Source organism: Mesorhizobium sp. M6A.T.Cr.TU.014.01.1.1 (assembly GCF_004022765.1).
Classification (GTDB): domain Bacteria; phylum Pseudomonadota; class Alphaproteobacteria; order Rhizobiales; family Rhizobiaceae; genus Mesorhizobium; species Mesorhizobium mediterraneum.
Window position 1 is genome coordinate 30,492 of the sequence record NZ_RZPG01000015.1, and the last position, 24,250, is coordinate 54,741.

General features: G+C 62.4%; 27 protein-coding genes. 14 read left to right on the top strand and 13 right to left on the bottom strand.

Annotation, left to right across the window (positions count from 1 at the left end; translation table 11 throughout):
* Positions 1-33: 33 nt before the first annotated feature.
* On the bottom strand, positions 34-1,281 hold the full coding sequence (locus EN885_RS17955) for an ROK family protein (protein ID WP_095487176.1): 1,248 nt from the start codon (positions 1,279-1,281) through the stop codon (positions 34-36).
* Between the two features lie 267 nt (positions 1,282-1,548).
* On the opposite strand from EN885_RS17955, the gene xylF reads away from it, so the two are divergent.
* From xylF to EN885_RS17975, 4 genes are all read left to right on the top strand, one after another.
* A complete protein-coding gene (gene xylF / locus EN885_RS17960; RefSeq protein WP_128243004.1) occupies positions 1,549-2,589 on the top strand; it encodes a D-xylose ABC transporter substrate-binding protein in 1,041 nt (346 codons plus the stop codon).
* A gap of 145 nt (positions 2,590-2,734) precedes the next feature.
* A complete protein-coding gene (locus tag EN885_RS17965) occupies positions 2,735-4,066 on the top strand; it encodes a sugar ABC transporter permease (protein ID WP_095487172.1) in 1,332 nt (443 codons plus the stop codon).
* 12 nt (positions 4,067-4,078) lie between these two features.
* Positions 4,079-4,879, top strand: a complete 801-nt coding sequence (locus EN885_RS17970) for an ATP-binding cassette domain-containing protein (RefSeq protein ID WP_095487170.1) — start codon at positions 4,079-4,081, stop codon at positions 4,877-4,879.
* Positions 4,880-5,008: 129 nt separating this feature from the next.
* Positions 5,009-6,631, top strand: a complete 1,623-nt coding sequence (locus tag EN885_RS17975) for a CHASE domain-containing protein (RefSeq protein WP_126104625.1) — start codon at positions 5,009-5,011, stop codon at positions 6,629-6,631.
* Positions 6,632-6,725: 94 nt separating this feature from the next.
* Here EN885_RS17975 and EN885_RS17980 read toward each other — a convergent pair whose 3' ends face one another.
* From EN885_RS17980 to EN885_RS18005, 6 genes are all read right to left on the bottom strand, one after another.
* Positions 6,726-6,968 (bottom strand): YMGG-like glycine zipper-containing protein, encoded by a 243-nt coding sequence (locus EN885_RS17980; protein ID WP_095487166.1) that lies wholly within the window; start codon positions 6,966-6,968, stop codon positions 6,726-6,728.
* Between the two features lie 79 nt (positions 6,969-7,047).
* Positions 7,048-7,374, bottom strand: a complete 327-nt coding sequence (locus tag EN885_RS17985; RefSeq protein WP_095487661.1) for a hypothetical protein — start codon at positions 7,372-7,374, stop codon at positions 7,048-7,050.
* 135 nt (positions 7,375-7,509) lie between these two features.
* Positions 7,510-7,692, bottom strand: a complete 183-nt coding sequence (locus EN885_RS33630) for a hypothetical protein (RefSeq protein ID WP_095487164.1) — start codon at positions 7,690-7,692, stop codon at positions 7,510-7,512.
* A 142-nt stretch (positions 7,693-7,834) separates the two neighbouring features.
* Positions 7,835-8,869, bottom strand: a complete 1,035-nt coding sequence (locus tag EN885_RS17990; RefSeq protein ID WP_095487162.1) for a sensor histidine kinase — start codon at positions 8,867-8,869, stop codon at positions 7,835-7,837.
* A gap of 155 nt (positions 8,870-9,024) precedes the next feature.
* The gene (locus EN885_RS17995; RefSeq protein ID WP_023797107.1) at positions 9,025-9,192 is read right to left on the bottom strand and encodes a DUF1328 domain-containing protein; all 168 of its coding nucleotides are present in this window, start codon (positions 9,190-9,192) and stop codon (positions 9,025-9,027) included.
* A 216-nt stretch (positions 9,193-9,408) separates the two neighbouring features.
* Entirely contained in the window at positions 9,409-10,203 is a 795-nt protein-coding gene (locus EN885_RS18005; protein WP_128243002.1) for a response regulator, read from the bottom strand.
* Positions 10,204-10,440: 237 nt separating this feature from the next.
* On the opposite strand from EN885_RS18005, the gene EN885_RS18010 reads away from it, so the two are divergent.
* Both EN885_RS18010 and EN885_RS18015 read left to right on the top strand, forming a co-directional pair.
* Positions 10,441-10,635 (top strand): NepR family anti-sigma factor, encoded by a 195-nt coding sequence (locus EN885_RS18010; protein ID WP_095487158.1) that lies wholly within the window; start codon positions 10,441-10,443, stop codon positions 10,633-10,635.
* Positions 10,636-10,638: 3 nt separating this feature from the next.
* Complete coding sequence (locus tag EN885_RS18015) at positions 10,639-11,190, top strand: RNA polymerase sigma factor (RefSeq protein WP_029348707.1); 552 nt, start codon at positions 10,639-10,641, stop codon at positions 11,188-11,190.
* 38 nt (positions 11,191-11,228) lie between these two features.
* On the opposite strand, the gene EN885_RS18020 is transcribed toward EN885_RS18015, so the two are convergent.
* Positions 11,229-11,609: a response regulator gene (locus EN885_RS18020; RefSeq protein WP_126104627.1), complete on the bottom strand. Its 381-nt coding sequence runs from the start codon at positions 11,607-11,609 to the stop codon at positions 11,229-11,231.
* Between the two features lie 349 nt (positions 11,610-11,958).
* On the opposite strand from EN885_RS18020, the gene EN885_RS18025 reads away from it, so the two are divergent.
* Complete coding sequence (locus EN885_RS18025; protein WP_095487154.1) at positions 11,959-12,285, top strand: DUF883 family protein; 327 nt, start codon at positions 11,959-11,961, stop codon at positions 12,283-12,285.
* 11 nt (positions 12,286-12,296) lie between these two features.
* Positions 12,297-12,761, top strand: a complete 465-nt coding sequence (locus EN885_RS18030) for a hypothetical protein (protein WP_095487152.1) — start codon at positions 12,297-12,299, stop codon at positions 12,759-12,761.
* A 101-nt stretch (positions 12,762-12,862) separates the two neighbouring features.
* Here the strand turns inward: EN885_RS18030 and EN885_RS18035 are convergent, their stop codons facing one another.
* Entirely contained in the window at positions 12,863-14,380 is a 1,518-nt protein-coding gene (locus EN885_RS18035) for an HWE histidine kinase domain-containing protein (protein ID WP_245493093.1), read from the bottom strand.
* Between the two features lie 181 nt (positions 14,381-14,561).
* Between EN885_RS18035 and EN885_RS18040 the strand changes: the two genes are divergently transcribed.
* Positions 14,562-14,762: a hypothetical protein gene (locus EN885_RS18040; RefSeq protein ID WP_095487148.1), complete on the top strand. Its 201-nt coding sequence runs from the start codon at positions 14,562-14,564 to the stop codon at positions 14,760-14,762.
* A 29-nt stretch (positions 14,763-14,791) separates the two neighbouring features.
* Here EN885_RS18040 and EN885_RS18045 read toward each other — a convergent pair whose 3' ends face one another.
* Positions 14,792-15,712, bottom strand: coding sequence for a diacylglycerol kinase family protein (locus EN885_RS18045; RefSeq protein WP_126104630.1), 921 nt, complete (start codon positions 15,710-15,712; stop codon positions 14,792-14,794).
* Positions 15,713-16,003: 291 nt separating this feature from the next.
* Between EN885_RS18045 and EN885_RS18050 the strand changes: the two genes are divergently transcribed.
* Positions 16,004-17,404, top strand: a complete 1,401-nt coding sequence (locus tag EN885_RS18050; protein ID WP_128243000.1) for a PRC-barrel domain-containing protein — start codon at positions 16,004-16,006, stop codon at positions 17,402-17,404.
* 49 nt (positions 17,405-17,453) lie between these two features.
* Here EN885_RS18050 and EN885_RS18055 read toward each other — a convergent pair whose 3' ends face one another.
* Entirely contained in the window at positions 17,454-19,031 is a 1,578-nt protein-coding gene (locus tag EN885_RS18055; protein ID WP_128242999.1) for an alkaline phosphatase family protein, read from the bottom strand.
* Positions 19,032-19,255: 224 nt separating this feature from the next.
* Here EN885_RS18055 and EN885_RS18060 point away from each other — a divergent pair, with 224 nt between their 5' ends.
* The 4 genes from EN885_RS18060 (at position 19,256) to EN885_RS18075 (ending at position 22,355) form a co-directional block, all read left to right on the top strand.
* Entirely contained in the window at positions 19,256-20,188 is a 933-nt protein-coding gene (locus EN885_RS18060) for a VOC family protein (protein WP_128242998.1), read from the top strand.
* A 10-nt stretch (positions 20,189-20,198) separates the two neighbouring features.
* Positions 20,199-20,822 (top strand): alpha/beta hydrolase, encoded by a 624-nt coding sequence (locus EN885_RS18065; protein ID WP_128242997.1) that lies wholly within the window; start codon positions 20,199-20,201, stop codon positions 20,820-20,822.
* A gap of 3 nt (positions 20,823-20,825) precedes the next feature.
* Positions 20,826-21,125 carry a GNAT family N-acetyltransferase gene (locus EN885_RS18070; RefSeq protein WP_095487136.1) on the top strand — a complete coding sequence of 100 codons (300 nt, stop codon included), beginning with the start codon at positions 20,826-20,828 and terminating at the stop codon, positions 21,123-21,125.
* A gap of 171 nt (positions 21,126-21,296) precedes the next feature.
* Positions 21,297-22,355 carry a dipeptidase gene (locus EN885_RS18075; RefSeq protein ID WP_128242996.1) on the top strand — a complete coding sequence of 353 codons (1,059 nt, stop codon included), beginning with the start codon at positions 21,297-21,299 and terminating at the stop codon, positions 22,353-22,355.
* A gap of 249 nt (positions 22,356-22,604) precedes the next feature.
* Here the strand turns inward: EN885_RS18075 and EN885_RS18080 are convergent, their stop codons facing one another.
* Entirely contained in the window at positions 22,605-22,865 is a 261-nt protein-coding gene (locus EN885_RS18080; protein WP_095487132.1) for a hypothetical protein, read from the bottom strand.
* Positions 22,866-22,867: 2 nt separating this feature from the next.
* Complete coding sequence (locus tag EN885_RS18085; protein WP_128242995.1) at positions 22,868-24,103, bottom strand: aminomethyltransferase family protein; 1,236 nt, start codon at positions 24,101-24,103, stop codon at positions 22,868-22,870.
* Positions 24,104-24,250 lie beyond the last annotated feature (147 nt).

A 24,250-nucleotide genomic window follows, 5' to 3' on the forward strand; every position in this document is an offset into this window, starting at 1 on the left:
CAGACTGCCTAAATTCAAGCTGCGTTCTTCCATTCAGGCCACGTGCTTCCTGGCCGTGCCGGACTTCCCTTGCGCGCCCGGCGCGAAAATCTCCTGGTCGACGAAGCTCAGCGCTCGCATGGCGCAGCCTTCGCGGATCAGCGGCAGCTCGTTCGGCTCAGTGTCGAAGGAAATCGAACCCGAATGCTGACCGCCGGCGGTCTGAGCGATGGCCTCGCGCAGGGCCGGCTCGATCAGGTCGAAGGCGGCAGCGCTGGCGCCGACCATGGCGACCGGCGCCGGATCGATCAACGCGAACAGGCTGCCGAGCCCGAAGCCGAGCGCTTCGCCGGCCTTGCGGTAGGCTTCGCGCTCGGGTCCGTCCGTCTGGCGCGCCCGGGCCGCCAGTGCCCGCATCTCGGCGTCGCTGACATCGGCGACCGGCTCGGCGTTCTCGCTCAACTGCCTTGCATTGCGCCAGATGGCGTAGTTGCCGGCATAGGCCTCGACGCAGCCGCGCCGCCCGCAGCGGCAAAGCGCGCCGCCCGGCCGGTGGATCATGTGGCCGAATTCGCCGCCTGAGGAATGGGTGCCGGTGAACAGTTCGCCCTTCAGCACCAGCCCCATGCCGATGCCGTGGGAGAGCAGGATGGCGATGAAATCGTCGCGGTAGCGATCCGGGTCGCGCCAGCGCAGCGCCACGGCCATCATGTTGCAGTCGTTCTCCATGATGGCCGGGATGCCGAACTCACGTTCCAGAATGTCGGCGAAGGCAATGTTCGTCTGCGGCGTGATCGGCGACCACAACATGGCGCGCGCATGGGAATCGGTGATGCCCTGGATCGCCAGCGCGATGCGGGCGACGCTTTGGACATCGAGATCGGGATCTTCGAGCCGGCGCCGGACGATGGCGACACATTCGTCGATCAGCTCGTCGCGCGACATGGTCAGCGTGTCCAGCCGGCGCTGTTCCTCGGCGACCACTTGTCCGGCATAATCGATGACGGCGACCGAAAGGAAATTCAGCGACAACACGACGGCCAACACCGCTGCCGCTTCCGGATTGAGGCTAAGGCCGACCTGCGGCCGGCCGCGTTTCAGCGAAACGGTCTCGCTCGCTTTGCTCTCGGTCAGGATGCCTTCCTGGATGAGGTCGGAAGAGATCGCCGATATGGTCGAATGGCTGAGGCCGGTGGTCGCGGCGATCTCGGTTCGCGACGGCTGGCCTGCCCGGCGTACGGCCGAAATCACCATCGCCCGGTTGCGCCGACGCAAATCGTCATGACGGATTCCAACCGACATCCTTTGCTTCCTCCCTCTTGCCGCGGCCGCTCATGAACCGGAAGCCGTCGGTAGCGTCCGACAAATACTGGCAGAAGCAGAAGGCCCTGTCATTGTTTATTCCGGGGCTCGAAAAAAGTCGGCAGGGACATCAAAATCCATCAGAATTGATGTTGACAGCGCTTCGGCGTTGGACCAGTATTTTTTCGAGGCTCGAAAAAATAGAGCCTTTGTGCCGGCCTTCGGGCCAGTTTGGTCGCGCCGTATCGCGGCGCAGGGAGGACTATCATGAAGAGATTCGCAGCCGCCATCCTGGCGGGGGTCGCCATGTCGCTGACGCTCGCGTCGGTCGCACAGGCGAAGGACAAGGTCATTGGCGTTTCGTGGTCGAACTTCCAGGAAGAGCGCTGGAAGACCGACGAAGCCGCCATGAAGACAGCGATCGAGGCCGCCGGCGACAAGTATATTTCCGCCGATGCGCAGTCCAATCCCGGCAAGCAGCTGACCGATGTCGAGAGCCTGATCTCGCAGGGCGCCAACGCGCTCATCATCCTTGCGCAAGATGCGTCGGCCATCGGGCCGGCGGTGCAAAAGGCGCTGGACGAAGGCATTCCGGTCGTCGGCTATGACCGGTTGATCGAGAACAAGGACGTGTTCTATCTGACCTTCGACAACCAGGAAGTCGGCCGCATGCAGGCCCGCGAAGTGTTCAAGGTCGCGCCGGAAGGCAACTACGTCTTCATCAAGGGCTCGGGCGCCGATCCGAATGCCGATTTCCTGTTCGCCGGCTCCATGGAAGTGCTCAAGGATGCCATCGAGAGCGGCAAGATCAAGAATGTCGGCGAGGCGTATACCGACGGCTGGCTTCCCGCCAACGCCCAGAAGAACATGGAACAGTTCCTGACCGCCAACGACAACAAGGTCGATGCGGTGGTTGCCGCCAATGACGGCACCGCCGGTGGCGTCGTCGCGGCGCTGACGGCGCAAGGCTTGGCCGGATCCGTCCCGGTGTCCGGCCAGGACGGCGACCATGCAGCGCTGAACCGCATTGCGCTCGGCACACAGACCGTATCGGTGTGGAAGGACGCGCGAGAGCTCGGCAAGAACGCCGCCGAGATCGCCTCGCAGCTTGCCGATGGCAAGCAGATGACCGACATTGCGGGCGTCAAGGACTTCACCACGCCGGGCGGCAATGCCGTCAAGTCGCTGTTCCTGACGCCGATTGCCATCACCAAGGACAATCTCAACGTCGTCATCGACGCCGGCTGGATCAAGAAGGACGAAGTCTGCGCGGGTGTCGCCGCGGGCAGCGTTGCGGCCTGCAACTGATCTGGATCATTTCGCAAGGAAACGAACGCCGCGGCTGTCAGGCCGCGGCGTTTTTCGAGAGGCTTTCCGCTTCAAATGACCGTGGAAAGCAAATAGCATTCTGTTCCGGCATCCGCGCCAGACGGCAACCCGGTCGGAGGACATCATGACCGACACGGCATCCAACCCACCGGTCGCCCACACGGCCGAAGACCGGGCGCGCGAATCCGAGCTCAGCGCCATCGGACGGTTCCTCAAGGCAACCGAGCTCGATATACGCATGCTCGGCATGGTCGGCGCTCTGCTGGTCATCTGGGTTGGAATTCACATCCTGTCGGGTGGGCTTTTCCTCACGCCGCGCAATCTCTGGAACCTGTCGGTGCAGACCTCCTCGGTGGCGATCATGGCGACCGGCATGGTGCTGGTCATCGTGATGCGCAACATCGATCTTTCGGTGGGCTCCGTCGAAGGCGTGATCGGCATGGTGATGGGCGTGGCGCAGGCCGAATTCCTGATCCGCGTCATGGGGCTCCAGGTGGGAAATCCCTGGATATGGATTATCGCATTGGCTGCCGGTGTGGTGCTCGGCCTCATGATAGGCGCGCTCCAGGGCTTCATCATCGCTTATCTCGAGGTTCCGGCCTTCATCGTGACGCTGGGCGGCTTGCTGATCTGGCGTGGCATGGCGTGGCTGATGACGAGCGGGCGCACCGTCGCGCCGCTCGACGCCACCTTCCAGCTCATGGGTGGCGGGCCGCGTGGCTCGATCGGGGCAACCGCAAGCTGGATCGTCGGCGTTCTCGCCTGTGCGGCCGTCGCTTTCATGCTGCTCAACGGCCGGTCGCAGCGCAAGCGGTTCAAGTTTCCGCTGCGTCCTGTCTGGGCGGAGAGCTTGCTTGGTGTTGTCGCCTGCGCCGCCATCCTCGGCGCCGTGTGGATCGCCAATTCCTATCCCTGGCCAATCGGCATCGTGCGCCAATACGCGCAGCGGAACGGCATCACCGTCCCCGAAGGCGGGCTGTTCATCGCCCATGGCATCGCCATACCGGTGCTGATTGCGGTCGCAGTGGGCATCGTCATGACCTTCATCACCAGGCGCACCCGTTTCGGCCGCTATGTCTTTGCCATTGGCGGCAACCCGGAAGCGGCGGAACTCGCCGGCATCAACACGCGCTGGGTGACCATGAAGGTGTTCATGATCATGGGCATATTGGCCGCAATCAGCGCGGCGATTGCGTCGGCTCGCCTCAATGCCTCGACCAATGCGCTGGGTACGCTGGACGAGTTGCTGGTCATCGCCGCAGCCGTCATCGGCGGCACGTCGCTGGCCGGCGGCTCCGGCACGGTGCTCGGCGCCATGCTGGGCGCGCTTCTGATGCAGTCATTGCAATCCGGCATGGTGTTGCTCGGCATCGATTCACCGCTTCAGAGCGTCGTCGTCGGCGCCGTCCTGGTGATCGCCGTCTGGCTCGACACCGTCTACCGCAAGCGCGTTTAGGGAAGGGCGATCATGGTTGACACAACTGCTCGCACAGGCACGCCGTTGATCGATATGCGGAACATCTCGATTGCCTTTGGTGGTATTCGCGCGGTCGACGACGCGTCGATCGACCTTTTCCCGGGCGAGGTGGTGGCGCTGCTCGGCCACAACGGTGCCGGGAAGTCGACGCTGATCAAGATCCTGTCCGGCGCCTACAAGCGCGACTCGGGCCAGATATTCGTCAATGGCGAGGAGGCCTCGATCTCCAATCCGCGCGATGCCAAGAAATACGGCATCGAAACGATCTACCAGACGCTGGCGCTCGCCGACAATGTCGACGCCGCCGCCAACCTCTTCCTCGGCCGCGAGCTGATGACCGGCTGGGGCACGCTCGACGATGGCGCCATGGAGGCCGAGGCGCGCAAGGTGATGGGCAGGCTCAATCCCCGCTTCCAGCGCTTCAAGGAACCGGTGGTCAAGCTTTCGGGCGGCCAGCGGCAGTCGGTGGCGATCGCGCGCGCCATCCTGTTCAACGCCCGTATCCTGATCATGGATGAGCCAACGGCGGCATTGGGGCCGCAGGAAACGGCGCAGGTCGGCGAACTGGTCATGCAGCTCAAGGCCGACGGCATCGGCATCTTCCTGATCAGCCACGACATCCACGACGTGTTCGAGCTTGCCGACCGCGTCTGCGTGATGAAGAATGGTCAGGTCGTTGGAACGGCGCGCACCAGCGACGTGACCCAGGACGAGGTGCTCGGCATGATCATCCTGGGGAAGTGTCCGCCCGGTGCCATTCCGGGGCCAGGTGCGCTGAAGATCGCAGCCTGAGGCTTTAAATAGCCGGCTAAATATCTGCGACATGATATGCCAGCCGTCATGATGGTTTGGCCGCGCCATTGTGTTGGCGCGGGGACTTGCCCATAAAGGTCAGGAACCGTTCATGGGCCGCAGAAGCAATTGAAGAAGTTCTTTCCGACCGTCGCTTTCATCGCCGTCGCGCTGATCAGCCTGACGATGGCGGGATTCGCCTATTTCGCGACGCAGGAAGCGGCGCGCATCAAGTTCGAGGCGACGGCGGACGACGCGCTCAACCGGATCGATAGCCGCATTGACCTGCATCTGTCGCTGCTGCGATCGACCCAGGCGCTGTTCGACGCCCGCAATGGCGGCATTTCGCGGGGCGAGTTCAAGGCGTTCTTCGATGCGCTTGGCATTAACGACAATTTCGCCGGCCTGCGCGGCATAGGCTTTCTCAGACTGGCGAGAGCCGGCGACGAGGCAGCGGTCGAGCGTGCCATCCTGCACGACTATGGCACCAGCCATGCCGTCTATCCGGATACGACATTGCCGTGGCGTACGCCCATCATGCTGTTCGAGCCGCTCGACGCTTCCAATCAATCCAGCATCGGCTACGACATGTTCACCGACCCGGTGCGGCGCGAGGCGATCGAAAAGGCGATGGCCGACGACCAGCAGCACGCGACCGGGCGCGTGCAGCTAGGCCAGGAGACAGGTGCTGCGCAAACCTTCACCGGCTTCCTGGTTTTCGTGCGGCTCAACGTCGAAACCGCGCCGGACGGCATCGATGCGTCCAGATCCTCGACATCAGGCTTTCTTTATGCGGCCTTCCGCGCCCGCGATCTGTTCCAAACCGCGCTCAGCCGGACGCCGCTGCTGCCGGTGAACATCGAAATCTATGACGGCAAGGTGGATGCCGATCATCTTTTGTTCCAGTCGGAAACGCCGCCGGTGTCGACCTTCGGCGACAGGCTGCTGGCTTCCCGCAAGATCACCATCGCCGGACGACCGTGGACCATCCTGTTCAGGCCGACAAGCGCCTTCTCGCAACCCTCCTCGCGCGCAATTCCGGTGATGCTCGGCCTGTTCGGGCTGTTGCTCGCAGGCACCATCGCGCTGGTGGCACGCTATCAGGAGCGGGCCTATGACGCGGTCTCGCTGCTTCACGAGACGACGGAAAAGAGCCTGCTCGAAAAAGACCTGATGCTGCAGGAAATGAAGCACCGCATCAAGAACTCGATCACGCGGGTGCTGGCGATCGCGCGCCAGACGGCGTCGCACGCCACCGACGTCCACGAGTTCTCCTCCTCCTTTTCGGCCCGGTTGCAAGCGATGGCGGCCTCCCAGGACATGCTGACGCGCTCGCGCTGGCAGAAGGCCGATCTCGGCGATCTCTTGCGCATCGAGCTTGGCCAGGTGTTCGGCAAGGAGCTTCCCGAGGGGATATTGTCGGGGCCAGAGGTGCTGCTCGACGAGACGACAACGCAAGCGCTCGGCCTGACCTTTCACGAACTGGCGACGAATGCACTGAAATATGGCGAAACCGGCAACTCAGTCGGCTCGCTCAAGGTCGACTGGTCGGTCGAAGGTCGCAGGCGCGATAGGACGCTGGTTCTCAACTGGCGCGAAGTTGGCCAGAAGAAGCTCGAAGCACCTGTCAAAACCGGTTTTGGCACCAAGCTGATCGATTTGAACGTGACGCGCGAATTGCGCGGCACGATCAATCGCGATTTTCACGATGGCGGATTGAGCGTGGAAATCAGGATTCCACTGTCGGGCTGAAACGCTGCCGCAAACCGACCGTTTTCGAAGGCGCAAGCAAGCAGAGACCGGACGAGCCGGTCTCTGCTTCTATTGCCTCATGCGTTTGAACGGATCAGCAGCGAGCCGTATAGAGACGGCCACGGTTGTCGCGGTACTGGCAATAGCCATTGCGCAGGTTGCGCACCAGCAAGCCGGAACCGGCACCGATGGCTGCGCCGACAAGCGCACCCTTGCCTCCGTCAATCAGGCCGCCAGCCAAAGCGCCGACACCGGCGCCGACGCCGACATCCCGCTCGGTGGTGCTGCAACCGCTGACTGCGACCACGGCAACCATGGCAATAATCATCTTCCGCATAGAGTCACTCCTCGCTTTGTCCTCACTTGTAGCTCCACCCGTCACTTATCATGCGAAAAAGGGTTTTGCCTGCTCGATTTTATTGTTGGCTAAGAGAATCTTTTACGGGGCGCGCGCCGTTCGAAACAACCTCGACGTTGGAAATCTCAACGGAAGCGTCGAGCGTGCCGTCTGGACGCACATTCCAGACGATCTGGTCGTAATCATCCTCCAGTGGCGGATCGACGGGCAGGCATTTGGCAATTACGCGCGGGGCTTGACCTTGCACATCGCCCAGGGCGAACGGACGCTCGGCGGTGCATTCCTGAGCGGTTTCGAACACGCTCATCGATGCGGGCAGTTCGCGGCATTCGGTCATTGTGTTCGAACAACCAATGACCAGCAGCACGGCAGCGATGTGTTCCATGGCGACGGTCCTCTCGCCATAAGAAACGGGCCACATTCGCCAAAGTTCCTGCGATGCAGGCTGGCGCGCGATTGATTCGAGAAACAGGTCAACATGAGGCAAGCACAACCCGCCGGCCACTTTGGTTCCGATGCTCTAGATCAACTGGAACGCGGCGGCCAGGACGACCGCCGCGGCCAGCGCAATTGCGGCGACGCCGAGGGTCGGGAGGGAAGCACGGGGCGATGGCATCGCGGATGCTTCGATATCCTGAAACCCGCCCATCGAAACGCGTGCGGCCTGTTCCAGCCTGTTGATGTCGGCAACCGTCAAAGCCACTCCTCCCGTGCTGCGCAGCAAACTGCGATCGAAAACGTCATGCGTAGCGGTGCTGGGAAAAACAGCATCGGACTTTATGGTGAATAGGTGGTTAAAGCCGGGGCGGCCGTGATCAGTCCACTTTGGCTCGGCTGTTGTCCGTTCAATCGGTCTCGAAATTGCCGCGAGGAACAATAAGGCGATACTCGAGGCGGTCCCTGGTGATTTCAAGTGTCGCCGTGCCGTTCAGCGACGCAGGGACGACGCGCTCGAGCGCGACACTGCCAAAACGCTTCTCGCTGGGCTGATTGTCATTGGCTCCGATGGCTTCGGCCCATGTCAGCGACAGGGCGGTCTCACCAGCGGAAGCAGCCGTCAGATCGGCCGTCACCTCGACGAATCCGTCGGCTCGCGACAGCGCGCCGTAGCTGACCGAATTGACGGCTAGCTCGTGCATGGCCAAGCCGATATGCAGGGCGGCATTGGGGTTGAGGTATGGATTTGCACCCTGGAAACGCAGGCTGCGCGAGGGGTCGGCTCCATAGCGGCCAACCTGACCGGACACCAGTTCGCGCAGTGCCGCTCCCCGCCAGTTGGACGAGGTCACCAGATCCTGGGATGAGGCAAGCGACTGCAGCCGGCCGCGAAAGCGTGTCAGGAAATCACCGAGCGTGTCTGAATAACGGCTGGTCTGGGTGGCGATGCTCTGGATGATGGCCAAAAGGTTCTTCGAGCGGTGGCTGACCTCGCGCAGCAGCGTCTTCAGGGTCTGCTCGCGACGTTTCTGCTCGGTCGTTTCGACCATGGTGGTGACGACGCCCTGCACGGCGCCGCCGTCGTCGTGATCGGCATCCACCCATATTTGGAACCAGCGAACGCCATCGTCGGCGGGAATGCTGAGCTCAAGATGTTCGGGATTGCCGGATGCGATGACGTTGCGTTTGGCCGCACCGATACGCTCCGCCTGCGCCAGTGGCAGGTTGCCGTTGCTGTCGGCCGTATCGGAGGCCCATGGCGGGCGCATGTTGCGGGCCCAGACGGTTTTCATCTCGCGATCCTGATAGAGAACCGAGATGCCGGCATTGTGCAGCGCATGGAGAAGGGCCCGGCCAAGCTGCATTCCACTCTCAGCGGAATGCAAAGCGATGATCTCATCACTTCGTCCGCTGTCTTTCATGTCTCCGGCTCTGGATTGCATCGCACTTCACCCGCCCAGTCCAGGCTGAACGGATGACGGAAAAATGGGTTCCCAAAACAGGTCCGCCGAGCGACGTCCCGTTGAAGGACACCGCCCGGCGGTAGCTGGAAACCGCTTGAGGGGTGCGGCTCCCAGTGTCTGATCGCACCTAGCGTTCACGACGCCCGTTTGAACAAGCCCGCGATAAGCGAAATGATCAGGAAAGCGAGAAAGATGAAAAACAATATCTGCGCTATACCGGCAGAGGTGCCGGCGATGCCGCCGAAACCAAGAGCGCCTGCAATGATCGCGACGACGAGAAATACGAGCGCCCAGTAAAGCATGATCCATCTCCTTCGAATGGTGTGGCAAAAACGCCTTTCGCTGCCGTTTGTTCCACCATTTCCCGAAAAAGACGATCCCTGGAAATCTTTCCGGCCCGAATTGAATCGTCACGAGCAGGGAAAGTTCGAGGCGCAAAGGACGTTTGCCAGCCGCAAAGGGCCAGCGTCGTTTGATCTGTGGAAAACAGAGCGGCGCTAGGCTGGGCCTATCCGGTCCTATGCAGCGGCTTTCGCATGCCGGTCGAAGAACAGCGCCTGGCTGATCAGGGCCTTGACCATCTCCGGATTGAACGGCTTGGTGACGAGGAAGGCCGGCTCCGGCCGCTCGCCGGTCAGGAGACGTTCGGGAAAGGCGGTGATGAAGATCACCGGCACCGGCGTGGACGACAGGATTTCGTTCACCGCTTCGATGCCCGAGCTGCCGTCGGCAAGCTGGATGTCGGCCAGCACCATTTTTGGCCGCGTCTTTGCGAACAAAGCCACCGCCTCGGCGTGGGTACGCGCAGTCCCGACGACGCGGTGACCCAGGCTTTCGACCATTTGCTCGATGTCCATGGCGATCAGCGGCTCGTCCTCGATGATCAGCACATCGGTTGCCACCTGGCGGGAAATCTCGTTGCTGGCCTCGGTGAGAAGTTCGGAGAACTCCTCATCGTCGACGTCTAGAATCTCCGCCGCCTCGTCTTCGCTGAAACCTTCGACGGCGACCAGCAGGAAGGCCTGGCGGGGGCGCGGTGAGATCGCGTTCAGATTGGCGGCGGCGCGCTGTTCCCATGCCGACTGCGGGTGCTCTTGCGGAACGCGGATGGCGACCGAGGTGAACAGCCTGGCGAAGACCTTGTAGAGCGCGATGCGGTCGTTCGACGCGTTCGGAAAGATGTCGACGTCGGCGATGATGGCTTCGAGCATCGCGGCGACCAGCGCGTCGCCACTCTCCTGAGATCCGGAAACGGCCCGCGAGAAGCGGCGCAGGAACGGCAGGTGTGGAGCGATGGTTGCGGATAGGCTCATGACGGACGTCTCCCTCTGACGTAAATGCATAGATTGCAGGCCAAGCTGATTACAAGTCCCGAAAATAGCCCTGAAAACACAAACGCCGGATTTCCGAAAAAGTTCCGATGGTTGTGGAACTAATATAATGGGACGGCGTTTGAGGTCGGGATGGGGCAACCCGACGAGGGGGCCGCTTGCTTTGCGTCTTGTGTTGAGGGGCGGCTGGGTGCTGGGAACAAAGGGCGAAATGAAGACATGACGAAAAATACCACGGCTGGCGCTGCAAACAGGCGCCGGGCTGCTTCCGGCGACCCGCTCGGGCCAAATTCGGAAATCGGCCGCAAACTCAAACAATATTACGACGAGCTGGTCTCCGACAATGTGCCGGATCGCTTCGCCCAATTGCTCAGCCAGTTGGAACGGGCCCAACCTGCACAGAAAAAGGACTGAGGCATGGCGGCTGTCTCCCAGAGCTTCAAGACCGATCTGCTCGGCTCGATTCCGAGCCTGCGGGCCTTCGCCGTATCGTTGACGCAAAACGCCGACAAGGCCGACGATCTGGTGCAGGAAACGCTGGTGAAGGCCTGGGACAAGCATGAAAGCTTCGAGCCGGGCACCAATCTCAAGGCATGGCTGTTCACCATCCTGCGCAATGAATTCTATTCGCAGATGCGCAAGCGCGGCCGCGAGGTGCAGGACAGCGACGGCATCATGACGGCCAGGCTAGCCGTCCATCCGGCCCAGCACGGCCAACTCGACCTCAAGGACTTTCGTAGCGCGCTCGAGCAATTGCCCGAGGACCAGCGCGAAGCCATCATCCTCATCGGCGCTTCGGGCTTTTCCTACGAGGAAGCCGCCGAGATCTGCGGCTGTGCGGTCGGAACGATCAAGAGCCGCGTCAGCCGCGCCCGCACGCGGTTGCAGGAAATCCTGAAGATTTCCGGCGATGACGAGTTTGGCCCGGACGCGATCTCGGCTCAGGTGACGGGGTCGAACGCCGCCTGAACACTGACCCGGCAATCCGCGCCCCCGTTTCCGGACCCTCAAACAGGAGGTCCGCGCCCGCACGCCGCCGCCACTGCTTGCACGAGATCGTCTCCCGAATAGGGCTTGGTGACCAATCTGATATCGGGAAAGGACACCTTGATTTCGTCCATGTCGGAATAGCCCGAGGCGAAGACGAAAGGCACGCCCGATTCGCGCAGCCGCGAAGCGAAATCGAGCGTCGAAGCGCCGCCCAGCATGAGATCGACGATGGCTGCGTCGAATCGCAAGGCAACGTTCTTGCGATCGATCTCACCCAGATCGCGGGCGATGGTCACGTCGCCGGCGCCATAGTCGCGGCAAAGCTGCTCGACATCCATGGCGATCAGGAATTCATCCTCCAAAACAAGAATTCGCAATCCGTCAAGCAGGGGTGGCACGTGGCAATGTCTCCGTGGCGCGCAGGGAAAAGGGGAAGCGCAGGGAACAGAGGAGTCATGATCGCTATTTGGTGTCCTGTCATCTAAAGTTATTTGGCATTCTGTTATGTAAAAAAACACGTCCGTCGCAGACGACGGAATCTCGATTCTTCAACAGACGATCCGCAGGTTTAACTCGCGCTGGGAGGGTTGAGCGAGGAACGCCGGCTGCTGATCTGACGCCGGTCCTGGGATGTTCGGTTCGGGCTGGACTCATACGCGGAAACACCCTTTCATGGACCTTGTTCCGATTTCGGAACCTTGGTGAGTATCGAGCGTTTGAAACCAAGCAAGCGCAAGGAGTTAAGCAATGGCGACTGCCGCAGGAAAGACCGCGAACGCAAGCCGGGCGAATTCGGATCTCGAGGCCGACATCAGGCAATTGAAAGCCGATATCGAAAAACTCACCAAGCAATTGGCCAAGACTGGCGAACATGGTTACGGGACGGCCCGCCGCGCCGCGACCGAAGGCGTCGAGCAACTGCGCGCCCAGGGCGAAGCGGCCTTCGACACCCTGCGCAGCAACGCCAAGGACCTCGAAGCGCAAGTGGCGGCGAGCGTGCGCGAAAAGCCGGTGACGTCGCTGGCGATCGCAGCCGGGGTCGGCTTTCTGTTCGCGCTTCTCGCGCGCCGCTAGCCTCAGCCCAGATGGGAATGCTGGCATCGCTGATCTCGGGCCTCGCCTCGGGTGAGACCGTTGCAGCCGTGCGTCGCGCGCGCACGGCTGCAATCGTCTATGCGCTCGCGGCACTTGCAGCACTGTGCGGCCTCGGTTTCCTCGTCGGAGCGGCCTATATTTGGGTGGCGGGCCGCTACGGGCCGATGGCAGCCTGCTTTGGTTTCGGAATCGGCTTCCTGGTGATCGCAGGGGTCCTCCTGCTTATTTATCAGCTGTCGGCCGGCGCGCGCGCCCGACGCAGGGCGCGGAGGCGCAATGCCGACATGAAGGCGGTCGGCATCACGGCTGCGCTCGCCATACTGCCGACGCTGCTCAAGGGGAAAGGTGGCCTGGGCACCATTCTCGGTCCGGCGATCGCGCTCGCCGCCTACGCCATCTACCGCGAGAATATAAAGCCCGATGCCGACGATCCGGATGCCGGCGAAGCGAAATAGCTCGAAGCGATTCTTCTTCTTGTTCGACCATGATCTTATCCGAAAACCGGACCCCACTTTTCGCTGACGAGGACCTTCGGTTCGGGATCAGGGTCGGGCCATCACTTCGACAGATCCTCCAGCGGCATCGATATTTCGGCAAACACGCCTTCCGGTCGGAATTCGTGGGTCACTTCGCTGGAGATGACCTTAGCCAGGCTGCGGCGGATCAGGATCGAGCCGAAGCCGTGGCGTTCGGGCGAGGCAACTTCAGGCCCGCCGCTTTCGCGCCAGGTCAGCACAAGACGCCGTGCGCCTTTCCGGCCCTGTGCCTTCCAGTCGAGATCGACCTTGCCCGCAGCCGCCGACAGCGATCCGTATTGCAGCGCGTTATTGGCCAGTTCATGCAGGATCAGGCCGAGCCCGACCGCCTGGTCGGGCGAAAGCAGGAGATCGGCGCCTGAGATCGTCATGCGCGGCTGTTGGGCGGTGTCGAATGGCTTGACCTCGATCTGCACGAGTTCGCGAATGCCGATGCCGCGCCACTCGCGGTCGGACAGCAGGCTGTGGGCGGCGCCTAGCGCCTGAAGCCTGGCGCTAAAGGCTTCGAGGAACTCGCTCGGCTTGCGGGCATGGCGAACGGTTTGCGTCGCCAGTGCCTGCACGGTCGCCAGCGTGTTCTTGACGCGATGGTTCAGCTCGCGCAGCAAGAGCCGTTGCCGCTCGTCGCCGAGCTTGCGTTCGGTGACGTCGTAATTGACGCCGAAGATCAACGTCGGCTTGCCGTCGCCGTCGCGCTCGATGACACGGCCGCGCGTAGCGAGCCAGCGCGGCGGACTGAAGCCCTTGACGCGGTATTCGCCAAAATAGTCGTCGCCGCTGGCCAGCGCGTCGCGAAAGTGCGTCTCGGTCTGGTAGACATCGCGCGGGTCGATGGCAGCAAGGATATCGCGCGCCCTTAGCCGATTCGAGCGCGGCAGGTCGAACAGCTCGGACAGCCGGACATCGCATTCGATCATATCGGTGGGGATATCCCATGCCCAGCTAGCGAGCGAGGCGGCGTCGAGCGCTATGGCGCGCCGCTTTTCCTCACGCGCCAGCGCCGCAGCGGCGCTGGCGCCGTTGCGGGTGGCGTCCTTCAATGCGAACAGGCTGGCGGCGAGACTGGCGAGCGCCGTCAATTGTTCAAGCTTGGCTGTAGACGGCGACGCGCGCGGCTTGCGGTCGAGCACGCAGAGCGTGCCGATCCGGGCGCCGGCTACCACAATCACCGCACCCGCATAGAAACGGACATGGTGCTCGCCGGTGACCAGCGGGCTGGCGTTGAAACGCGAATCCGTGCTCGCATCGGTCACCACCATCGGCTCGTCGCCGGCGGCAATGGCGTGGGCGCAGAAAGATGTATCGGTCGCGGCCTCGGTCTCATCCAGGCCGACACAGGACTTGAACCATTGCCGCTCGACACCGAGCAGCGTGACGAGCGCGATAGGCGCTTGCATCACCGCGGCGGCAAGAGCGCTGATACGGTCGAAGTCAGGATCGGCCGTCGTGTCGATTGCATCGAGACCGTGGAGCACGGCAAGCCGGTCCGCGGCGCCAACTGCGCCAAGCACATCGACCGGCAGAGTCGGCTTTTTCACTACCCTGCTATCCACAAGGCCCCCAAATGCATCGGCTTGCAGCCATTCGCGCTAGGCCAGTTGCCTGGCTCTGAAACCGGAACCTTCGCCTTGAGGAACCGTTACCCAACCACGTTTTGCCAGCCGCGCCCGCCGGCGCCAAACGACATGCTTGCGCCAAACAACATGGAGGCCGATCATCATGCCCAAGATCGTTCCTGAAGACAAAGCCCGCCAGGGACGCTGGGGGTGGCACACTTTCCGTATCTTGATCGCCGCGCTGCTTTTGGCGTTTATCGCCTGGGGCATCGCGGAGATTTACGGCAACATGATAGACAAGACGTCGACAACCGAACAGGGCGAGCTTCCCAGGAACGAACAGGGCGAGATTCCCAAAGGCTGAAGCCTTCCGATCGACTGTGCCGGCCTGCATCACGCGGCCTTCGCTTGGACAGCGCGCGCCGGGACGAGAACGTTCAGCGCGCCAGGACGGATTTCGATCGTCGTTTCGCGGTCAAGCCTGACCAGTTCGCCATCCATGACGGCTCGGAATTTCTTGGTTGCCGAGTGGACTTTCAAAACGGCCCGGTCGGCCTGGTGGATTTCGACGTGCTCGCTGTCGCGCCATTTGCCGCGCGCCATGTCGAAGAGGAACCTGATCAGTTCGCCACGCCGCCGCGCCACCGTGACATAGATGCCGAGCACGCCGCCGGCGGGATTGTCGGCATAGGGTAGATGACCCTCACCGAACAGATTGTTGGTGATGCCGATGCCGGTGGTGCGCGTCACGATCTCGGCTTCGCCGATAGTCAGCGTCACCTTCATTGCCGACGGATTGTTGATCGCCGCCCAGGCAGCCTTCGCCGAGGCCCGCATCTTTCCCAACCGCGAGCCAAACTCCATGGTCTGGCGAAGTTGAACCATCCTGGCATGCATGCCGATCGAGAACTGGTGCACGAATGGCTGGCCATTGGCGGTTGCCATATCGACTGCGATCACCTCGCCGTCGGCAAAGGATTTCACTGCCGCGTCAAGGGTCTGTGGGATGCCGAGCCCGCGCGCGAACAGGTTCATCGTGCCAGCCGGCAAAATGGCAAGTGCCTTCTTCTTGCCCATCAACCGAGCCGCCGCGGCCGAAATGGTGCCGTCGCCGCCACCGGCCAGAACAATGTCGATGCTGTGCTTCGAAGCGATGCGGTCCAGCGCTCTAACGATGTCATTGCCGGCAACGATGTCGATATCGATGGAGTGACCTGCTGCCTCCAATGTCTGGCGCATCCGGTCGGTGAACGCGGAAAGATCAATCGTGCGCAAGGTGCCGCCCTCCTGGTTCAGCACCGCCGCAAATCGCATCCCCCCGCTCCGTTTTTTCTTGTCAGCCATTGGGTATTCATCGACCAGGACAGACCCAGCCACAGGCTGAAACGGGGCGGCTGAAAAAAAGTTCCGCAGCTCTAACGAAAATACAGGCGCGAATCTCACCGGCCGACTGCCTGATTGGCGCGGTTCGGAAGGTTTTTTTCACGACGCTCGCCATGGTGTCGGAACAACGGCGCGGTCACGACGTTGTGAATATGTAACGCCGCGACCAATCTCCCACCGGCGGCCCGTGGCGTGAACGAGATAACGCACGAGGAGATTACAATGATCCGCACCCTTTTAACCACCACCGCACTCGCAGCGTTGATTGCGACCGGCGCATACGCGCAGACGGCCACAACCCCGGCGCCGACGCAGGATCCAGCAGTCCAGGATACCGCTCCGGCTGCTCCCATTCCGCGCGCCGAAGGCAGCCTGGTAACCAATATCATCGGTGAATCTGTCTATAATGGCACAGCCGACGATGCCGAGAACATCGGCAATGTCAGTGATGTCATCTTCGATGAAAACGGTCAGGCGAAATCCGTCGTCATCGGCGTCGGCGGCTTTCTTGGCGTCGGCGCCAAGAATGTCACTTTCGACTACAGCAAGCTGCAGTGGGCCGAACGCGATGGCGACCGCTGGCTGATTGCCCAAACCACAAAGGATGAATTGACGGCTCAGCCGGACTTCGATCGCAAGCCCTATGATCCGGCTCCTGCGGCCAGCGACACCACGGCCACGGCTCCTCCAGCCCCTTCTGGCGCGACCGATACCACCGCACAGAACGCTCCGGCGGCTCCGGCTGAACCGGCTCCTGCCGAACCCGTGAAGCGCGCCGATGGGAACCTTGCCACCAACATCATCGGTGAAACCGTCTACAACGGCACTGGCGACGATGCTCAAAACATCGGCGACGTGAACGACATCGTCCTGGCCAAGGATGGCATGGCCGAGTCGCTGATCATTGGCGTCGGCGGCTTCCTTGAGGTTGGCGAAAAGAACGTGGCCTATCAGTTCGACAAGGCCAAGTGGGCGGAGAGGGACGGTGATCGCTGGCTGGTGGCCGAGACCACGAAGGAGGGGCTGGAGGCGTTGCCGGAGTTCGACCGCAGGCCCTATGATCCCGCCCCGGTGACTACCGCATCCACTGACGCGGCGGCGCCGGTAGCTACCACCCCTACCGTCACTCCGGCTCCAGCACCGGCGGACAAGACGGCGCAAGCCCCCGCGGCAACGCCTGACACCGCTGCTCCGGCCCCAATGGACAAGACAGCCGAGGCTCCGGCTGCAGCAACGCCTGACGCCTCCGCCCCCGACCAGACGCAGACCGCTGCGATCGACAAGTCGGCGCTGACCGAAATGCCGGTCGACAAAATCCGGTCCGAGGATCTGGTTGGAACCACCGTCTATGGCGCCAATGATGTCAATGTCGGTGAAATTGGTGACGTCGTGCTGACGGGCGACAAGAAGGTCGACGCCGTCATCATCGACGTCGGCGGTTTCCTTGGCGTTGGCGAGAAGGAGGTGGCGATCGGCATGGACAACCTCAAATTCATGACCGACAAGGATGGCAAGCGCTATCTCTACACGAACTTCACCAAGGAGCAGCTCGAGGCGCAGGCCCCCTATGACAAGGCTACATATGCGCAAAACCGCGACACACAGCGCATGATCATGCGGTAGTTCGCTCCAACGATGAAAAAGGCCCGTGCCGGCAACGGCGCGGGCCTTTTCATGACTGGAAAGGTGGCAGGCCTGCGACGTGGCCGGCAACGCCATCCTCGGTCAGTTCGGCAAGCGCCAGCGACTGGTCGAGATGTTCGGCCCGCCAGGCAAGCAGCCTTTCGGCAAGCTCCAGGCGGACTGGCAGATAGGCCGGGTCGGCAGCGACATTGGTTAGCTCGTCTCGATCCTTCTCGAGGTCGAACAGCAGCGGCGGCAGGCCGCCGCCGAAATGTACATATTTGAATTTTTCCGTGCGGATGACGGCCAGATTGCACTGGCGCGGACCGATGCCGAAGTGGCGCTCGGCATGACCCTCGGCTACCGAGCGGAAATCGAACTCCCAATGCGCGGCCTCGCGCCAGTTGTCCGGCTCCCCGGCATCCAGGAACGGCTTCAGCGATTGTCCGTCGAGATGCGGCGGCGTTTCCTCGCCAAGCAGATCGAGCAATGTCGGCGCTATGTCCACCGCCTCAGTGAAGCGGTCGACGCTGGCGCCGGCCGCTTTGCGGCGGCGCGGGTCGCGGATGATCAGCGGAATATGAAAACTGCCGTCGAAGAAGCCGCCCTTGCCCAGCATGTAATGGTCGCCCATCATCTCGGCGTGGTCCGAGGTCAGCACGATGATGGTGTCATCCCATGCACCCACCGCCTTGACCGCCTGCCAGATGCGGCCAAGCTGCGCGTCGACCTCCGAGATCATGCCGTAATAAAGCGCGCGGATGCCGCCAAAATTATCGTCGCCCCAGTCGCGCACCTTGCCCTCGGCGCCGGGGCGGAATTTTGTCCGCTGCTGCTGGTCAAGATCATAGGCAAGGTAGGGGTGGCTCTCCGCCTCGGCCTGCCAGCTCGCGGCGCGGCGGAAGGCTGTGCCGTCGGCCGGATCATACATCATATTGTAAGGCTCCGGCACGATGAAGGGCGGATGCGGGCTGAGGAAGGAAAGATGCGCAAACCACGGTGTGTCGCGCTCCTGTTCGCCAAGCCAGCGGACGAATTCGCCGGTCAGGAAAGCGGCTGGGGTCTCGTCCTTCGAATAGACGGGCGGTGCGCTGGTCACCGCGCTTTCGATCCTGCCTCCAATCTTGCTCGCTGGCCGATGGATGTCGGGAAAGCCGGCGCCGCTATCGATGCCGCGCGCCTTGAGCCAGGACAGCCACGGTTTCTGATGCTCCGGCAGGAGTTGGCGCACGGTGAAGCCGGGCAGCACGCCTTCGTAGCTTTTCAGCCGCGGGTCGCCCGGCGCCAGAGCGCGCGGGTCGGGCGACACGTCGGTATAGCCGAACAGCGTCGGATCATAGCCGAGGCTGCGCGCCCAGAGCGCGATGTTGCCGTGGCGTGCGTCGAGCGGAGTGCCGTTGCGGCAGACGCGGTTGTTCATCTGGTAGAGGCCGGTGTAGAGGCAAGCGCGCGCCGGCGAGCAGGGCGCCGCGCCGCCATAGTGTTCTCTGAATAGTACACCCTCGGCAGCGAGTGCGTCGACGTTTGGGGTCCGCACCACCGGATGACTGACAGCCGACAGACAATCGCCGCGCCACTGGTCGCAGGTGATCAGGAGAATGTTCTGGCGTCTGCCTTTTTCGGCCAATCGCTGTATCCTTCCCAATCATGTATCCGTGCCGCTCATGGAGCCGAATTTTGGCGATGACGCAAGCCTGACGGGTTTTCTGAATAGTGAACATAAATCGCCTTATTGTTCACTTTTCCAGCACAGTCTATTCTGCGTTTGCGGCCTTTGCCGCCGGCTGGCGGGTCCTCATATTGGCGTGGACCGCGGCATGGGCCGCACAGGACAAGGGAAGGAGCAGGAAAATGCTCGACCAGATCAAGGGCCTGCATCATGTCACCTCGATGGCCAGGGATGCACGCCAGAACAATGAATTCTTCACAAAAAAGCTTGGCCTGCGCCGGGTCAAGAAAACCGTCAATTTCGACGCGCCGGATGTCTACCACCTCTACTATGCCGACGAGGTCGGCACGCCCGGCTCGGTGATGACCTATTTCCCCTTCCCCAACATCGGCAAGGGCCGCCACGGCGTCGGCGAGGTCGGCACCACGGTCTATTCGGTGCCCGAAGGCACGCTCGCCTATTGGGAAAAGCGTTTTGCCGATGAGGGCGTCATGGGGCTGTCGCGCGAAGAAACATTCGGCGAGAAGCGGCTTGCCTTCGCCGGTCCCGATGGCGACGGGTTTGCGCTGGTCGAGAACAAGGCCGACCATCGTGCGCCATGGGCGAAAGCTGGCATTCCCTCCGACGAGGCGATCCGCGGGTTTCACTCGGTGTCGCTCAGACTCAAGGATGGCGGCGCCACAGAAGAGCTGCTGAAATTCATGGGCTATGAGGAAGTCGACACATCCGGCACCATCAGACGGCTGGCAGTGAAGAACGGCAATGGTGCCAATGTCGTCGACATCGAATCGCTGCCGGGCGCTGCATTTGCTGATCTCGGCGCTGGCTCCGTCCACCACGTCGCCTTCGCCGTCGAAAACCGCGCCAAGCAACTCGAAGTGCGCAAGGCGCTGATGGACACCGGCTATCAGGTGACGCCGGTGATCGACCGCGATTATTTCTGGGCGATCTATTTCCGCACGCCTGGCGGCGTGCTGTTTGAGGTCTCGACCAACGAGCCGGGCTTCGACCGCGACGAGGATACGGCCCATCTCGGTGAGGCGCTGAAGCTGCCGACGCAGCACCAGCATCTGAGGCCCTATCTCGAACAGCATTTGCAGAAGCTCGAAGACTGAGGACAGGGCCATGAGCAAGGACGCTTACATCCACAAGGTGCTGCCCGGTTCGCCGGGCAGCGCGCTGCTTTTCGTCTTCCACGGCACCGGGGCCGACGAGAGCCAGCTTCTGTCGCTCGGGCGCGATCTCGCGCCGCAGGCGACCATCATCTCGCCGCGCGGCGATGTCTCGGAACACGGTGCGGGACGCTTCTTTCGCCGCACCGGCGAGGGCGTCTACGACATGGGCGACCTGGCGCGGGCGACGGACAAGATGGTGGGTTTTATCAGGGCACATGTCGAGGCGGCAAAACCCTCGTCGGTGCTTGGCCTCGGCTATTCCAACGGCGCCAACATCCTGGCCTCGGTGGTGTTCGCTGCGCCGACGCTTCTCGATGCGGCGGTGCTGATGCATCCGCTGATCCCGTTCGAGCCGCAGGTGCACGGCAGCCTTGCCGGCCGCCGCATCCTGGTCACCGCCGGCAGGCGCGATCCGATCTGCCCGCCCAACCTGACGTCGCGGCTGGAGGCGTATTTGCGCGCCGATGGCGCCGATGTCACAGTGGAGTGGCATGACGGCGGCCATGAGGTGCAGTCGAACGAGATCGAGGCGGCGCAGCGATTTCTGTCCGCTACGCCGGTAGAAGGAGCGTAAGCAATGCTTGACCAATTGCCGGAGATCGAACTGGAGGACCGCGGCTCCAAGGGCCGTTATCTCTTGCGCGGGCCTGATGGCGCCGAGGCGGAGATGACCTTCACCAAGGTCGGCGAGCACCAGATCATCATCGACCACACCGAGGTGCCGGATGCATTTCGCGGCCAGGGTGCCGGGCTTCGCCTCGTCACCCGCGCCGTCGAGGACGCGCGCGCGGCGGGCAAGAAGATCATCCCGCTTTGCCCGTTCGCCAACGCCCAGTTCCATCGTCACAAGGAATGGGCCGACGTGCTGAAACAGTAGGTTCGGCTCAATTCGGCCACCTGAGCGCGCGGGATGACGGTGGAAGAGCGGGTGGCCACAAGGGGATAACGTCTCTGGCATTTGCGCAGTTCGCACATCTTGCCTAATTAGGCATATCGCCTGCAGACTGGCTGCGTCTGAGGCACACCCCCTTAACCGAATGGCTCCCTGATGACCGAATCCGATCTCGTCCCCGTCTTCGACGGCCACAACGATACGCTGCTCCGGCTCTATCAGTCGAAAGACACCGATGTCGAAAAGCTGTTCATCGAAGGGACGCAGGGCGGCCACATCGACCTGCCCCGCGCGAAGAAGGGCGGCTTTGCCGGCGGCATGTTCGCGATCTTCCCGCCGCCGGCTGAGAAATCCAGGCGCAGCGCGGTGCCGCCGGCACCCAGCGACAACGAGCCGTTGCCGCCCGAACTCTCCCGTGCCGACGCGCTCGATTCCACCATCGCCATGGCCTCGATCCTGTACAGGCTGGAGCGGGCGTCGGCGCTCACCGTTTGCCGCAGCGCCGGCGACGTGCGAAACGCGATGGCGCAAGGATCGATCGCTGCGGTGTTCCATATCGAAGGCGTCGAGGCGATCGACCCCGAACTGACGATGCTCGACGTGCTGTATGCCGCCGGCTTGCGCTCGCTCGGCATCGTCTGGAGCCGCCCGAACGCCTTCGGCCACGGCGTGCCGTTCCGCTTTCCGTCGACACCCGACACCGGACCTGGCCTGACCGATGCCGGCAAGGCGCTGGTCAACGCCTGCAACCAGCTCGGCATCATGGTTGACCTTTCGCATCTCAACGAAAAGGGGTTTCGCGACGTGGTCGAGATCAGTGATGCACCGCTGGTCGCGACCCATTCCAATGTCCATGCGATCTGCGGCCATTCCCGCAACCTCACCGACTGGCAGCTCGGCGCGATCCGCGACTCGGGCGGCATGGTCGGGCTGAATTTCGCCACCGGATTCTTGCGCGAAGACGGCAGGATGAATGCCGACACCAGTCTCGACATCATGGCGCGCCATGTCGATTCGCTGCTGCAGGCGCTGGGCGAAGACGGCGTCGGCCTCGGGTCCGATTTCGACGGCGCCATGATCCCGGCTGTGATCGGCGATGTGACCGGCCTGCCGAAGCTCATCGATGCGCTCGCCGCGCGCGGCTTCGGTCGCGCGCTGATCGAGAAGATCGCCTATCGCAACTGGATCAGCATGCTGGAAAAGACGATCGGGTAGGGTCTGCTGATATTCAGGTGATGCCGGCCTGCGAACGGCGGTTCCTGCGCTTACCTACAGCGCCGCGCGCCCTATTGGGCGCGCAAAGGACGCTGTAGAACTTTGATTTTGCGCATGATCTTTCCGAAATCGATCTCGATTTCGGGGTCATGCGCGGGCTCACGTACTTTAAGTACGCTCCCCTCCGGTTCTCGGAAACCACCATTCTCGGCGCGGCCTGACCTGAATCTCAACACACCCTGGGGCGAGCTATTCAAAGCTCATGCGCTTCAGCCAATCCTGGCCGACGCCGCGGTCGCGGATGATCGGCAGCGGATCCGTCGAATCCAGCCGCGCGCAGATGCGGTAGACTTCGAGCGTCTCGGCGCTCATCTCGCCGCGCTTGTAGAAGAACATGGCCGCGGCATAGCGCGTGCGCCCCGACCATTTTTCGCCGAGCGGCGTGTTGACCAGCTCCCACTGCTCGCTGGCTTCTGCATCGACGTCGTGCTTGTTTGCCTCATCCGTCATGGTCAGAAATCTGCCGGCGGATTGGCGGTGCGCCGGTCGAGCTTGATGAAGGGTCGCTGCACCACCTTGGCCCGCTTCATCAGCTTCTGGTATTGCAACTCGCGCATGGCGTAGATTTCGACCCAGAGGTCGTCGACGACCGTGTCGCCAAACGGCCGCGCAAGAGAGGCGATGGCGATGTTGCGCTTGGCCGTCGGTGACCACATGGCGGCACTGACCAGCCCGACCTCCTGGCTTTTCCTATAGTAGACGATGGCGTGTTCGGCGGGAATGTTGCCCTCGATCTCAAGCCCGACCAGCACATGGCGAAGACGCCTCTTCGCCCGCGCGCCTTGAATGGCGCGGCGGCCATTGAAATGACCCTTTTGCAGGTCGACCATGAAGCCGAGACCGATCTCATCCGGCATGCGCAAGCGGTCGGCGCGAATGGCATGCTCGGACGTCGTGAAATCCGCATTGGCAACGATCAGCCCAGCTTCGAGCCGGGCGCGATTGAGCGCGGTGTAGCCGATGGCGCGGATGCCGCGTAATTCGCCGGCCAGTATCAGCCGGTCCCAGAGGCTGAGCGCCTTGTCGGCCGGCACGAACAGTTCGTAGCCGAGATCGCCGGTGAAACCGGTTCGCGAGATGGTGATGGTGCCGTGGTCATGCGGGAACTCGGCTAGATCAAAAACCCTCAGCCTTTCGACGCCGGCGAAACCGGCATCGCGCAGCACGGCAAAGGAGGTTGGGCCTTGCAGCGCCAGACCGGCGACGGCCTCTGTTTCTTCCTCGACCGTCACGTCGAAGCCTGTGGCGCTATCCAGCAGCCAGGGCAGATGCCGTTCCTGCGAGCACAGCCGGAACCGTGTTGGCGACAGGCGGAACAGCGTGCCGTCGTCGAGGACGAAACCGTCGTCGTCGCACCAGGCGGTGTAGTGGACGCGGCCCGACTTCAGCTTGGTCACGTCGCGCAACGTGACGCGATTGAGGAAGGCCTCGGCGTCCGGCCCGGCGATGCGGTATTTCGTCATCGGCGAGATGTCGAACAGGGCCGCTTGGCTGCGGATGGCGAAATATTCGAGCTCCTCGTCCCACAGCGAATGTGGGGCACGGTAGCCGGCCCAATTGTACCAGTCATTGGTCCTGGCCAGCGCGTCGATGCGCGGCTGGAACGGCGTGCCGAGCCGCAAGATACGGAAATGGGATTGTGCTGCGGCGCGGGCTGCTGAGGCGTCGAGGGTAGGTAGCTGATTCATGACTGCATTCCTTCGCGCCCCCCTCTGTCCTGCCGGACATCTCCCCCGCGAGGGGGGAGATCGGCAGCTTGGGCGCCTCCTCTTGTTCCTCGGGCGTTGGTGATTGGCGAAAGTCGGGATGGCGGCCAATCTCCCCCCAAGTGGGGG